The organism is Porphyromonas sp. COT-108 OH2963, from assembly GCF_000768895.1.
Lineage (GTDB): Bacteria > Bacteroidota > Bacteroidia > Bacteroidales > Porphyromonadaceae > Porphyromonas_A > Porphyromonas_A canoris.
Genome location: NZ_JRAP01000008.1, coordinates 370,381 through 384,082 on the forward strand (window position 1 = coordinate 370,381; position 13,702 = coordinate 384,082).

Sequence of the window (13,702 nt, forward strand, 5' to 3'; positions counted from 1 at the left end):
GATTTTTTGTATTTATCACTTTTATAACCGTATGAAACGCTTAACCATGTTAGCGTTGCTGGTATTTTTTATCGGCAGCAACGCTCTTTTTGCCCAACAGATCATTGCATCCGGGCAAGTAATCGAAAGTGCAAAGGGACAGCCTGTGCCTTTTGCCAGAGTAACAATAAGATGTATAGAGGATAAGGACACCCTGCTGTACAGACAGGTTACAGATGGCAAGGGAGAGTTCCGAATAGCTTTCGTCCCAAAGAAAGAGAACTATGTCTTCATCCAATCTTCAGGTTTCAAGTCTCTCCTCAACCCACTTCCCAAAGTCTCCAACGAGCAAAAACAGCTCGCCCTTGGCAAGCTATTGCTGGAAGAAGCTCCCATCGAGCTGGAAGATGTAAAGGTTGTTCACATCCGCCAGCTTATCTCTGTAAAAGGGGATAAAATAGACTATTCCGTAGACAAAGACCCTGAAGCCTCTGCGCAAGACCTTCTAAGCATGTTGCGCAAAGTGCCCCTTGTTACGGTGGATGGACAGGAAAATATTCAGGTAAAAGGCTCTTCCAACTTCAAGATCCTTATTAACGGCAAGCCCAATCCGCTTATAGACTCCAACCCGAAAGAGGTTCTGAAGTCCATGCCGGCATCGAGCATTCAGAAGATAGAACTCATTACCGATCCGGGCGTAAAGTATGACGCCGAAGGCGTTGGTGCGGTACTGAACATCATTACAGCGCAGATGTCTGCGGACGGAACCATGACAACCATCAGTCTAAATGGTGGTTATCCGACCACCTATGGCGGTTCTCTCTATCTCTCTTCCAAGATTAAGAAGTTTGGAGCAACGGCAAATCTCTCATCGTTTAATAATGAGACGGATATGAGCATACTTATGGAGCAGATGCAAGGCAACACTCTTCTGCTCGCGGAAGATGCACGCCAAAAACGTAGCATGAATGGTCTGAGAGGAAATATCCTGCTCTCTTACGAGATAGACGACAAGAATCTGCTCACATGGACAACAGCCATCTCCAATATCCATACCGGTGCAGACTCTCAAACAGATATATTCAGACCTCTTCCGGTAGAGCAGAGAAGCAAAAAAAACAGCCAAGACAAAGTTCGCTTCGATGAGCTGAACACATCGTTGGACTATCAGCGCTCCACTTCGAGACAGGGCGAGCTCTTCACCTTCTCATACAGGTACACCATCACTCCGAACTATTTCTACAACTTGATCGAACTTCCTTCTCTGAAACGTTCGGAGCGTATGAAGAGCAATGATGCCATGAAAGAGCATACCGGGCAATTGGACTACACGCTCCCGATAGGCAAGCACAAAGCAGAAGTGGGTACGAAATATATTCACCGCGACAACGAAACATCTCCTGTCTACGAGATATTGGATAACCAGAACAAATGGGTTCCGGGAAGCTACTATGCCACTGAATATGCTCGCAATGGCTTGCTACACAAAAACGTGGTCTTGGCAGGATATGCCTCTTACAGCTATTCGGATGGACCTCTTTCTATAAATGCCGGTCTGCGTGCAGAGAGAAACTGGATCAAGGCGCAGTATAAGAACCTCGAATCGTCTCGCATCAATCGCGGCTTCACGGACATCATTCCTCAACTCTCGATCGGCTACGTCCCCTCGCCTGCCCTGCAAACACGCTTCGGTTATAAGGAGATGGTGGTAAGACCATCGTTGAGACAGTTGAGTCCGTTCGAGATCAACTCTTCCGAGACAAGCCTTAGCAAGGGCAACCCGAACCTGAATCCGTCACGCATCCGGAACTTTAATCTCTCCGTCACACACATGGGTACGAGATACATGATCAATGCCGGAGCAGACTACTCTTTGCAGTACAACAACATCGAGAGCGTTATCTACAAAGAGGACGGATCCAATATGCTGATCTCCACGTTCGGCAACCTCAAATCGCCTACACATCGTGTCAGTGCCAACGTTTACTCTACGCTCACTCCGACCAACTGGTTAAGGCTCTCCGGCTTTGCCAATCTCTCGCACACCTCACGCGGAGCAACCAAGAGCGCGGACGTCAATGGTATTTCTCGCGAACTGAATCTGCCGGAGTTTTCAAGCGTGAGCTTCTCCGGTAATATCAATGGTATGATTACGCTTCCGAAGAGTTTCGGCTTCAACGTGAACCTCTTCTATTTGAGTAAGCAAAAGATGTTGCAGACCACCATGGGCGACCACTTCATCCACTCGCTGTCTCTTACCAAGCAGTTTATGAAGGACAGACTCACCCTTACACTCTCTGCCGTGTCTCCGTTTATGGAAACTTTGGACTTGAAGATAGAGTCAAGAGTAGGAGCATTCAAGAATGTCAATCACATCCAAGTGCCTATCCGCCGTATCTCTCTCGGACTTACATTTAAGTTCGGAAGCATGAAGGGACAAGTGAAGAAGACATCGAAGACCATCGTGAACGACGACTTGTCTAAGGCAAGCAGCAGTACGGATCTCCCCAATACAGGTATGTAATATCCGATAAGGCTGATGACAAACTGCTCCGAACCCGTTCGGAACAAAGGATAAACGGATTAAAAAGTTTGTCCGAAGCTTAAAAATATTCCAAATCAAGGCTCTATTTGTAGCTATCGAAGCTTGAAGTGTAGAAACCAAAGCTTGATGCGTACAGATAGAGCCTTGATCTTAATCCCCAAAGCGGTTCAGACCATTTTTTGAACCCGATTAAAGAGATTTTTATTGCCGTTAAAAACAGAAGGTTAAAGGAGAAAGAGAAAGAGAGCGACGCACACCCGAAACCATCTTATCCCTCTTCATGCAGAAAGCCCACCCGGACAGGAAAAACTCCTTATCCGGATGGGCTTTCTCTATATGCGATGAAAATCCGTCAGAACCTGTAACCGATACCTACGTCTACCATGGCACCGTAGCTAAGTTCAAGATAGTCTCTCTTGAGCATTTCGGAATATGCCGTATGAGCAGCACCGATAAACACTCCGATCTTGCTTTTGAAATAAAAATTATCGGTGATGCGGAGATTATACCCCCACGCAGGCATTGCGCCATAGGCGTGTAGGAAAAGCTTCTTATCCGCCTCCGGAAGAGCAAAGCCCCCCAGATGAGTGATACCGTAAAGGTCCAAAGCAAAATAGCCGGAGCGGTCTCCACCGTAGTACCAGCGTGGTGAGATTCGGATGGCAGGGTTAAGACCGTTGAAGCCCACCTTATCTTTCATAAAGAGAAAAGCAACATCGTATCCCACTCCGGTCTTGATAGCAAAAGCATCCGAAAGAGAATGTTCGTAGTAGACATTGTTCTGCATACCAAGCTCTATTCCCCATCGGCTTTTTGTCTCTCTGCTCTGTGCGAATAGCAGTGTGGGAAAAAGAAATGCACATAAAAAGAGTAATGTTTTTTTCATAGATGATAGTTATTTGGTTTCAACATCCAATGATGACTTCCTCTGCGAGGCAGCTCTACCAACAAAAGTAGGTAAAAATCGGCTGAAACAAGCGTTCTTGGCGCATTAAAGCATCATTCTTATCTGATCATACTTCAAAATGCGCCCTTTTCCCCGGTCGAACTCGATGATACCCTCTTTCGTCATTTCGGAGATAGCCCTGGAAAGAGAGGGACGCTCCACACCAAAATATTCCGCAAGGGATGTAACGCTCCGCCCAAGCTCGAAGACGCCATTCTTAGACCGCTTGGAGATATAAAAGGCAAACTTGGCCTTGATACTTTTGATAGAGAATATCTTCAGTCTTTCGGATAGAAACTGCATCCGGTCGGCGGTGAATGCCATAAAGCCTCGAAAGAAATAGGGACACTTCGCCATCTGTTTCTCTATGGTCTCTTTCGAGTAAAGCACAATCTCCGACTCCTCCAAGGCGATCACATCCACGGGGAAGTAGTTTTCTCTGGCAAAGAGAAAGACTGCCGCCAAAGGGTAGGGAGCTTTGATCTCGTCGATATGCAGAGTAAGACCCGGATCGGAAACAAGCTCGGTCTTGACCCTTCCTTTCGTAAGCATATAGAGATGATCCACTCTGTCTCCCTGATATGCAATGTACTCTCCTTTCTTGTAGTGCTTTACCACGTGCGGTATATCACAGCTCAGCTCATAGGTTTCTCCCTCTGCGCCACTGCTGCATTGCGTGCAGAAAAAACGTATATCCGGTGTTTCCATAACTTATCCCTTTTTGCGAAGGTACATAATATTCTACTCTTCTGTGTGATAATTATCACGAGAAGACTAGTGCCGACACTATACTTTTGCCATACATAGTTAGAATTACAACCTAAACAGTCAGAAAGAAATGAGTATGTTTTGTTTTCAGTGTCAGGAAACAGCCCAAAACAGAGGCTGTACAGTGCGTGGAGTATGCGGTAAGACTCCCGATGTTGCCAACCTTCAAGACCTTTTGGTCTTCTTACTGAAAGGAATATCCATCCTTGCATCTGCTCTTCGTGAGAAGGGGGAAAAGGTTCCGGCAAAAGCAAATCGGTTTGTGATGGAGTCGCTATTCATGACCATCACGAATGCCAACTTTGACAAAGAGAGATTTGTCAAACGTGTTCACGAAGCCCTTTCTCTACGGGACGAGCTGCTTGAAGCATTAGGCTCTGTCCCGGAAGAGAGAGGATCGGACAGCCTTTCATGGCGAGCAGAAAGCGTGGAAGAGATGGAAGCCAAAGCAGCAACAGTGGGCATTTTGCAAACGGAAGACGTAGATGTCAGATCGCTAAGAGAGCTTCTGATATACGGACTCAAAGGGATGGCTGCCTATGCCGAGCACGCTTTCAATCTCGGTTTTGAACAGGAAGAGATCTTTATCTTCATGCAGGATGCTCTGGTTGCCACCACACAGGATCTATCGGTGGAAGAGCTGACGGGATGGGTATTGCGCTGTGGTGAGTACGGCGTAAAGACGATGGCTCTACTGGATAAAGCCAACACGACAACCTACGGAAGCCCGGAGATAACCAAGGTTAATATCGGCGTGAGAAAGAATCCGGGCATCCTCATCTCCGGACACGACCTCAGAGATATGCAGGATCTGCTGGAGCAGACTCAAGGTACGGGAGTGGATGTCTATACCCATAGCGAGATGCTTCCGGCGCACTATTACCCTGCCTTTAAGAAGTACGAACACTTTGCCGGTAACTATGGCAGCGCGTGGTGGAAGCAGAACGAAGATTTTGAAACGTTCAACGGAGTGATTCTGTTCACGACCAACTGTATAGTGCCGCCCCGCAGCACTTCCACTTATGCGGACAGGGTTTATACCACCGGAGCTTCCGGATTTGCGGGCTTCAAGCACATCGCAGACAGACAGGAGGGTAAAGCAAAAGACTTCTCCGCCCTTATCGAACACGCCAAACGCTGCGCTCCTCCGGTGGAGATAGAGCAGGGAGAGATCATCGGAGGCTTTGCCCACGCACAGGTATTCGCTTTGGCAGACAAGGTGGTAGAGGCGGTAAAGAGCGGAGCTATACGTAAGTTCTTCGTCATGGCAGGATGCGACGGACGCATGAAAGGCAGAAGCTACTACACGGAATTTGCAGAAAAACTTCCTAAAGATACGGTCATCCTCACAGCCGGATGCGCCAAGTACAGATACAACAAGCTTCCGCTCGGAGACATCAACGGCATTCCGAGAGTATTGGATGCCGGACAGTGCAACGACAGCTACTCTCTGGCTCTGATTGCTTTGAAGCTGAAAGAGGTATTCGAGCTGAATGACGTGAACGATCTCCCCATTGCCTACAACATCGCATGGTACGAGCAGAAAGCCGTCATAGTACTGCTGGCTCTTCTTTCACTTGGGGTGAAAAACATTCATCTGGGACCGACTCTCCCTGCATTCCTGTCTCCCAACGTGGCAAACGTGCTGGTGCAGACTTTCGGAATAGGCAGCATCACCACTCCGGACGAAGACATGAAGATGTTTCTTGGCGAGTAAGAAGAGAGTTTCAGGTTCTACACTCTCCTTTTAAGCAAGCAGGGTTGAAAATTTTTTCAACCCTGCTTCTGTTTATATAATGGTATTATTTCACTCCGGTACTGCGATCCAGGTCCGTATTCTCCAAACTCTTGTTTCGCTGAACGGTAGACTTCTTGCCCGAACCAAAGTTGTACGCAACCTTTAATCCCAAAGAGCGCGTGGTAATGTCATTGAAACGCTCTTGATAAAATCCGTCCCCCCCATTCGGACGTCTGCAGTCGGCTGTATTTCTTGAAACGATTTCGGACATCCAACGTTACGGAGAGCTTGTCTTTCAGCAGCTTTGTCGTAACGTAAAAGGAGCAGGAGTAGTTGTGTTTCGTCCGCACTCCGAGCTGCGGCGGAGCCTGCGTGTACGTATAGTTTCCTCCCAACAAGACATTTTTGCGAGGGTTCCGGTCTGCATTCAAAGAGAGATTGTACACAAGATCCTTCTGTAAGAGCGCTCCTTTATCTCCGTAAAAAGCAAGATACCCTCCGTTGAGAAAGATATTTGCGGATAGTTTTTCGGTCGGTCTGTAGTTGAGCATTATGGAGGAAGAGAGGTTTCGGAATCTGTTTCCGTTCGTATAGAATTGTAAGAGGCACTTACTTGAGTGGTCTGTGAAGGCTGAGGGAGAAATCCAAAGAAGGCTCCGGATGCCGCCTGAGACGGGGCAAAAAGCCGAAAATCTCCCCCCATCTTTTTACCTCCTTCCGCAGGGGGTGAAATTTCCGTCCGCAAGGAAATAAATTTCTGTATATGCAAAAATATTTTTTCGTATATGCAGAAATTTTTTTTCGTATATACAGAAATTTTTTTTCGCAGGTACGAAAAATTTCTTTCGTTCGTACGCAAATTTTCTTTCGCAGGTACGAAAAATTTCTTTCGTTCGTATGCAAATTTTCTTTCGCAGGTATGGAAAAAATCTTTCGTTCGTACGCGACTTTATTTTCGTACCTAAGAAAATTTATTTTTGTACGTACGAAAATATTTTTTTGTACGTACGAAAAAAAATTTTTGTACGTACAAAATTTCGGCTCTTTGCGAGAGGAGCGAAAAATGTGTGCTTATGTGCTCATTTTCAAGCAGTAACAGCCCTCTCTCCGGGTTGCTCCCGGATGAGGCGGAAAAGGGAGAAAAAGTGCGTTTCGGAGCTTCGGAATTTTGCCCCGAAACGGGCACAAAAAAAACAAGTGCGGTCTCCGGAATTGTATCTTCCGAAGACCGCACTCGGTATGTTTCGACTCTTTTCCGCGGGGGATCAACCAAAGTCGTCGAAGTAGAGCTGTTCGCGAGGAACGCCCAGGCTGTCGAGCATGCCCTTGACGGCATTCGCCATCGGTCCGGGACCGCACATGTAGTATTCGATGTCCTCCGGCGCTTCGTGGTTGATGAGGTAGTTGTCGAGGATCACCTGGTGGATAAATCCGGTGTATCCCGTCCAGTTGTCCTCCGGAAGCGGATCGGAAAGAGCGATGTGGAAAGAGAAGTTCGGAAACTCTCGCTCTATTTCGCGGAAGTCTTCCTCATAAAAAATCTCGTTCTTGGAGCGCGCACCGTACCAGTAGGAGACTTTTCTGCCGGTCTTGAGCGTCTTGAACAGATCCAATACCTGTGCCCTGAGCGGTGCCATACCGGCTCCACCTCCGATGTAAAGCATCTCGGCGTCGGTGTCCTGGATGTGGAAATCTCCATAAGGACCCGACATCATCACCTTGTCTCCCGGCTTGAGGCTGAAAATATAGGACGATGCTATACCCGGCTTGATGCCTGCCGCCCACGTTCCGGTATTGCGGTCGAACGGAGGTGTCGCGATACGAACGTTGAGTGTGATGATGTTGCCCTCCGCCGGGTAGTTCGCCATAGAGTACGCACGGATGGTCTCTTCATCATTAGATGCTTCAAGAGGCCAGAGCTTGAACTTGTCCCACTCCCCCTTGAAACGGTCTCCGATGATCATGTCGGAAAACTTCACGTTGTACTTCGGTATCTTGATCTGAGCATACGATCCGCTCTTGAAGTTGAGCACCTCGCCCTCCGGCAGCTTCACGACAAACTCTTTGATGAAAGATGCTACGTTGTTGTTGGAGACTACCGTGCACTCCCACTCTTTTACACCGAAGACTTCTTCCGGAACCACGACCTGCATGTTCTCTTTTACCTTAGTCTGGCAGGAGAGCCTCCAATGGTCTTTGATCTCCTTGCGAGAAAAGAATCCTACTTCCGTGGGCAGGATCTCTCCGCCACCCTCGACCACGCGACAACGGCACTGTCCGCAAGAACCACCGCCCCCGCAGGCAGATGAGAGATAGATGCCTTCGCCTTGAAGCGTGTTGAGAAGCGTTCCGCCGATGGGAACGTCAAACTCTTTTTCTTCATTCACCGTGAGCTTGACGTCTCCGGATGGCAGAAGCTTTGCTTTGGCTACCAAAAGAAGTGCTACAAGCAGAAGGGTAACTACAAGAAAGACCACTACGCTGGCTCCTATTGCAGCTCCGTTTATTGCTAATAATAACATTATGATGTTTTGCTTTTATTGTTGTTAGACTTTCTGTAATGACCTCTTATGATAGCTTGATACCGGAAAAACTCATGAAAGCGATACCCATGAGAGCCGTGATGATGAACGTGATACCCAATCCGCGCAAAGGCTTCGGAATGTCCGAGTACGCAATCTTCTCACGAATGGCAGCCATACCGATGATAGCCAGCAACCAGCCTATACCGGAACCGAAACCGTAAGTGGTGGCAAGCCCGATATTGGCAAACTCTCTCTGCTGCATGAAGAGCGATCCGCCGAGGATGGCGCAGTTTACAGCGATAAGAGGCAAGAAGATACCCAATGACGCGTACAAAGATGGGCTGAATCGCTCCACGATCATCTCCACAAGCTGTGTGAAAGATGCGATGATCGCAATGAAGAGGATAAGGCTCAGGAAGCTGAGATTGACGTCTGCAAATTCAGGCCCCAACCATGCCAAAGCTCCCTCTTTCAACACATAGTTTTCCAACAGATAGTTGAGAGGAAGCGTACAGGTGAGGATAAACGTAACAGCTAACCCTAACCCTAAAGAGGTCTTTACATTCTTGGAGACAGCAAGATACGAACACATACCAAGAAAGTATGCAAACACCATGTTGTCAACAAAGATGGACTGTACAAATAAACTGATATATTCCATTGTGTCTCTGTTTATGTCTTAATTATTACACTATTACGTCGGGTTATTTTTCTTGCAGCTCCGGAGTGTAGGATCTGTGTACCCATATCACAAGAGCAACGATGATAAGAGCCATAGGCGGCAAGATCATCAAACCATTGTTTACATATCCCATTTCATAGAACGAATCCGGTACCACTTGGTAGCCAAGCAGCGTTCCGGAGCCGAACAACTCGCGGAAAAATCCTACGATCACAAGAATAATACCATATCCTAAACCATTTCCGATACCGTCAAGGAAAGATGCGCCCGGCTTATTGCCCAAAGCAAACGCCTCAAGACGTCCCATCAAGATACAGTTCGTAATGATCAGACCCACAAAGACAGAGAGCTGCTTGTTTACATCATAAGCAAATGCCTTCAACACTTCACTTACGATAGTTACAAGAGCAGCCACCACAACAAGCTGCACGATAATACGGATACGGTTGGGTATCGTATTACGAAGCAACGAAATAATCACATTGGCAAAAGCAATAACCACGGTTACCGAGATTGCCATAACAAGAGATGGCTCAAGCTTCGACGTTACTGCCAAAGCGGAGCAGATACCCAGCATCTGAACAACAACCGGATTGTTCTTGCTGAGCGGACCTATCAGGATTTCTTTATTCTTTTTACTTAGTAATGCCATGACACTGGTTTATTTATTGCTTTTAAGAAACTCTTGGTACATTTTGATACTGTCGCGAATCATGTCGTTGACACCGTTAGAGGTAAGCGTACTACCGCTTATCGCATCCACGCCGTTTGCCAGCTTGCTTCCGCCTTTAACGACCTGAACGGGAGCAAAAGCACCATCCGTAAATATCGTTTTGCCTTCAAATGCAGAGGTAAAGAACGGTTCCACGATCTGAGCACCAAGTCCGGGAGTTTCCCCTTGGTGGCTGAAGTCCACGCCGTATATCGTTGCAGTATCATCATTGATAGAGATAAAGCCCCATACAGGTCCCCAAAGACCGGCACCGCTCATGGCCAAGATATATTTCTTCACGCCATCCACTTCTGCTATAAAGACAGGATACTCGCCCTTGTCTCCTTCACGAACAACCTTGGCAAAGTCTGCGGCGAATGCCGGATCTTTCACGCCTGTTCCCTCAGAGCCTTCCACTCTTTCACCGTTTGTTCTCACAAGGAAAGCCTCCTTGATATATTTGCCGTACTCTGCTTGTGCATTCTGAGCCGTAGCAGAGACCTTTATAGACTTCAATATCTGTTGCATCTTGTCTATATTGGCATTGGCTGTTTGGCGTCCCTTGAGACTTTGCGATGTAAACGCGAGTCCCACAGCGACCAAAATCACCATCACGGCTGCATATATAATAGTATAAGAATTGCTATTTCTATTCATAACCTTTTATCTGTTAAGTGAGGTGATTACTTATGCTACTTTCTTAGAGTTGGCAACCGTGGCTCTGCGCATTCTCTTCTTCACGTTTGCATCCACCACATAGTAGTCTATCAGCGGAGCAAAGGCGTTCATCAGCAAGATTGCCATCATCATACCCTCCGGATAACCGGGTTGAAGAAGACGGATCACGATGGCAAAGAATCCGATAAGGAAGCCATAGATCCACTTACCCAGCTCTGTTCTTGTTGCAGTTACCGGGTCTGTTGCCATAAACACAGCGCCAAAGGCAAAGCCACCAAGCAACATATGATCCAAAGCAGACACCTGCATTCCGGCAGTGGCACCGCTAAGGTTGAAGAGAAGAGCCGTTGCAAATCCGCCCAAGAAAATAGAGCAGATGATCTTCCAGCTTGCAATACCTGTGGCAATGAGTATCACTGCACCGATAAGGATAGCCAGAACGGATGTTTCACCGATAGAACCCGGAATGAGCCCCAGGAAGTAGTCCCAAGAAGAGAGAGCATTGCCCACCACATCGGTTACGGGTTGCAGTCCTTGCTCTTTTGTCATACCGGCGATCTGTCCTAAAGGAGTCGCTCCGGAGAATGTATCCACGGGAGTTCCACCGCCAAGACCGAAAGTAGAACCGGTTCTGACGAACACTTCATTACCGGACATTGCCGCCGGATAAGCGAAAAAGAGGATCGCACGAGTTACAAGAGCGATGTTGAAGATATTATAACCAGTACCTCCGAATGCCTCTTTCGCAAACACTACCGCAATGATAGTGGCAACGGCAATCATCCAAAGCGGAGTCTCTACCGGTACGATAAGAGGAATAAGGAAGCCTGTTACCAAAAATCCTTCTGCTACTTCGTGTCCACGTATCTGTGCAAAAATAAACTCTGTGCCGAGTCCGGCAACGTAGGCTACGATGATCTTGGGCAGGATAGCCAGAAGACCATACAGGAACATAGCCCAAAAGCCTGCCTGTTGTCCTATGGCCATGTAGTGCTGATAGCCCAGATTGTACATCCCGAAGAAGAGAGCGGGCATCAGAGCCACGAGTACCACCGTCATGGTACGCTTCGAGTCCATGGCGTCATGGATATGTACTCCTCTTCTGGACGTAGTAGAAGGCACGAAGAAGAACGTTTCTAAACCATCGAAGACGGAATGAAACATAGATAACTTGCCACCCTTCTCAAAGTTTGGCTTTATCTTGTCGATATATTTTCTTAACGCGTTCAATGTATTGTCTGTATTAGGGAAGTGTTATCAATTCATTTCTTTATAGAGCATATCCAATGCACGGCGCACCAGATACTGCAGCTCCAGCTTCGATGTATCTACAAACTCACACAGAGCAAAGTCTTCCGGAGCCACTTCATAGATACCTCTCTCTTCCATCTTATCTATATCGAAAGAGACTATTGCACGCACAAGGTACTCCGGATATATATCCATCGGGAACACTTTGTCATACTCGCCCGACACGATAAGGGCTCTTCTGCCTCCGCGTATGCGTGTGTCGAAGCTGAACTCTTTCTTACCCATAAGGAATGCTGGATAGGATCTCGACACGCTGTATTTGTTGAATCCGGGAGCAGCCCAGCCGAACATCTCATGAGTGTCATCACCTTCGGGGATCACGGAGATCACCTTAGAGAACGGGCTCATAAAAGCATATTCGTCCGTCAGCATGGTACCCGTAAGCACATCTCCATCTATGATACGCTTCTTGGCAGAGTCGTTCACCAGTTTATCTTTCACCAGTTCTGCCACATTCGCACCGCATATAACGTTTGCGATGCCTCTCGTTGCCACGCACTCTCCGGCGATACCCACCTTCTTGGAGAAGTCTGTCTTCCCTGTGCGTAAGAACTTTCCGATAATAACCAGTTCGGAAGCAGATACAGTCCATACCGTGTCTCCCTTATTCACCGGAGCCGTATGGTTGATAAGCACGCCCACGTTACCGGCAGGGTGTGGACCTGCTACTTCTACCACTTCACAGTTGGAGAGCTTAAAGCCCGATCCGGCAGGGATACCGACATAAACCTTCCCGGTTGTCAGCTTTGCCAGCAGGTCTATCGCTGCCTGCATATCCTCCACTCTGTCCCCGAAAAGAGCTTGTGCCTTGGGAGTAAGGGGAGCGGTTACGTTGGCGGTAACAAAAATATCACGAGGGATAATGGTAGGATTTGGGAGGTAGTCGTATGGGCGTTGACGCAAAAGAGCAAACATACCGCTCGAAAGAAGCAGTCCAAGTAGCTCTTCTCTGCTCTTACCCTTTGTCTCCACAGAGAACGGAGCGTACTCGATAGAGGCTTCCGGAGCGATCTCAACGCTCAAGATCTTACGTTTATCTCCTCTGTTGATGGCTATCACTTTACCACTAACAGGCGATACGATCTTTATCTCCGGAAAACTTTTGTGGAATAGAACGGGTGTTCCGGCGAGGACACTGTCTCCTACTTTCACCTCCAGCTTGGGCAGCAGACCGGGATAATGGTCCGGCACAACGCCGTAGGTGGTAGAGGGCTGCGCGTGCACCTCAACCTCTTGAGGCTTGCCAACAATGTTGATGTCCAAGCCCTTTTTAATTTTAATCACTTTAGCCATTAAATAAGTATACTATATTTGAAAACTATTTCCGCAAGTCGCTATATACACAGTGGGTTAAGAGGCTCTTTTGCCCCCGATATACAAAAATGTACGACCCAACTCAATAGACTTGCAAAATAAAGAAAAAAATTAGTTATGACCAAATGAGCTGTTCCCTTTGTTCTCATATATTTACACACAAAACGACATCCTCTTCCGACCCAAAGTGAATGCACCCCAAAACGATGCCGAAAAGCGCCTCTTCTCTCCTCGGTTTTTATATATTCCATACATATTCTTTCGGCTTAACGTGTTTAATTTTTCAATGAACACGTTTACCGATTTCATTAAACACGTTTACCGGATTCGATTAACGTGTTTAGCCAAAATCGCTAAAACACTAACCACCAGATTTTTACGTATTTTCATACTAAAATACACCTGAAAAATCAAATTTCTTTATTAGGAAACGTTTACAGGTCGGGGTGTTAAAATTCACACCGATTAACGCGAAAACAGCCCATCAAACGGACTGAAGAAAAA

General features: G+C 47.2%; 11 protein-coding genes. 2 read left to right on the plus strand and 9 right to left on the minus strand.

Annotation, left to right across the window (positions count from 1 at the left end; translation table 11 throughout):
* Window positions 1-31: 31 nt before the first annotated feature.
* On the plus strand, window positions 32-2,503 hold the full coding sequence (locus HQ39_RS05210) for an outer membrane beta-barrel family protein (RefSeq protein WP_081965386.1): 2,472 nt from the start codon (window positions 32-34) through the stop codon (window positions 2,501-2,503).
* A gap of 373 nt (window positions 2,504-2,876) precedes the next feature.
* Here the strand turns inward: HQ39_RS05210 and HQ39_RS05215 are convergent, their stop codons facing one another.
* Together HQ39_RS05215 and HQ39_RS05220 are read right to left on the minus strand one after the other, a co-directional pair.
* Complete coding sequence (locus HQ39_RS05215; protein ID WP_036864316.1) at window positions 2,877-3,410, minus strand: hypothetical protein; 534 nt, start codon at window positions 3,408-3,410, stop codon at window positions 2,877-2,879.
* Between the two features lie 105 nt (window positions 3,411-3,515).
* Window positions 3,516-4,178, minus strand: a complete 663-nt coding sequence (locus HQ39_RS05220; protein ID WP_036864318.1) for a Crp/Fnr family transcriptional regulator — start codon at window positions 4,176-4,178, stop codon at window positions 3,516-3,518.
* A gap of 136 nt (window positions 4,179-4,314) precedes the next feature.
* On the opposite strand from HQ39_RS05220, the gene hcp reads away from it, so the two are divergent.
* Complete coding sequence (gene hcp / locus HQ39_RS05225) at window positions 4,315-5,955, plus strand: hydroxylamine reductase (protein ID WP_200879168.1); 1,641 nt, start codon at window positions 4,315-4,317, stop codon at window positions 5,953-5,955.
* A gap of 209 nt (window positions 5,956-6,164) precedes the next feature.
* Here the strand turns inward: hcp and HQ39_RS05230 are convergent, their stop codons facing one another.
* The 7 genes from HQ39_RS05230 to HQ39_RS05270 all read right to left on the minus strand — a co-directional run bounded on the left by HQ39_RS05230 (window position 6,165) and on the right by HQ39_RS05270 (window position 13,177).
* Window positions 6,165-6,638 carry an outer membrane beta-barrel protein gene (locus HQ39_RS05230; protein WP_081965387.1) on the minus strand — a complete coding sequence of 158 codons (474 nt, stop codon included), beginning with the start codon at window positions 6,636-6,638 and terminating at the stop codon, window positions 6,165-6,167.
* Between the two features lie 603 nt (window positions 6,639-7,241).
* Window positions 7,242-8,498: an NADH:ubiquinone reductase (Na(+)-transporting) subunit F gene (gene nqrF / locus HQ39_RS05245; RefSeq protein WP_036791091.1), complete on the minus strand. Its 1,257-nt coding sequence runs from the start codon at window positions 8,496-8,498 to the stop codon at window positions 7,242-7,244.
* Between the two features lie 46 nt (window positions 8,499-8,544).
* A complete protein-coding gene (gene nqrE, locus HQ39_RS05250) occupies window positions 8,545-9,162 on the minus strand; it encodes an NADH:ubiquinone reductase (Na(+)-transporting) subunit E (RefSeq protein ID WP_036791089.1) in 618 nt (205 codons plus the stop codon).
* A gap of 43 nt (window positions 9,163-9,205) precedes the next feature.
* Entirely contained in the window at window positions 9,206-9,835 is a 630-nt protein-coding gene (locus tag HQ39_RS05255) for an NADH:ubiquinone reductase (Na(+)-transporting) subunit D (protein WP_036791087.1), read from the minus strand.
* Window positions 9,836-9,844: 9 nt separating this feature from the next.
* A complete protein-coding gene (gene nqrC, locus HQ39_RS05260) occupies window positions 9,845-10,552 on the minus strand; it encodes an NADH:ubiquinone reductase (Na(+)-transporting) subunit C (RefSeq protein ID WP_036791086.1) in 708 nt (235 codons plus the stop codon).
* Between the two features lie 30 nt (window positions 10,553-10,582).
* A complete protein-coding gene (locus HQ39_RS05265) occupies window positions 10,583-11,803 on the minus strand; it encodes an NADH:ubiquinone reductase (Na(+)-transporting) subunit B (RefSeq protein WP_036791084.1) in 1,221 nt (406 codons plus the stop codon).
* A 27-nt stretch (window positions 11,804-11,830) separates the two neighbouring features.
* Entirely contained in the window at window positions 11,831-13,177 is a 1,347-nt protein-coding gene (locus HQ39_RS05270) for a Na(+)-translocating NADH-quinone reductase subunit A (RefSeq protein ID WP_036864333.1), read from the minus strand.
* Window positions 13,178-13,702 lie beyond the last annotated feature (525 nt).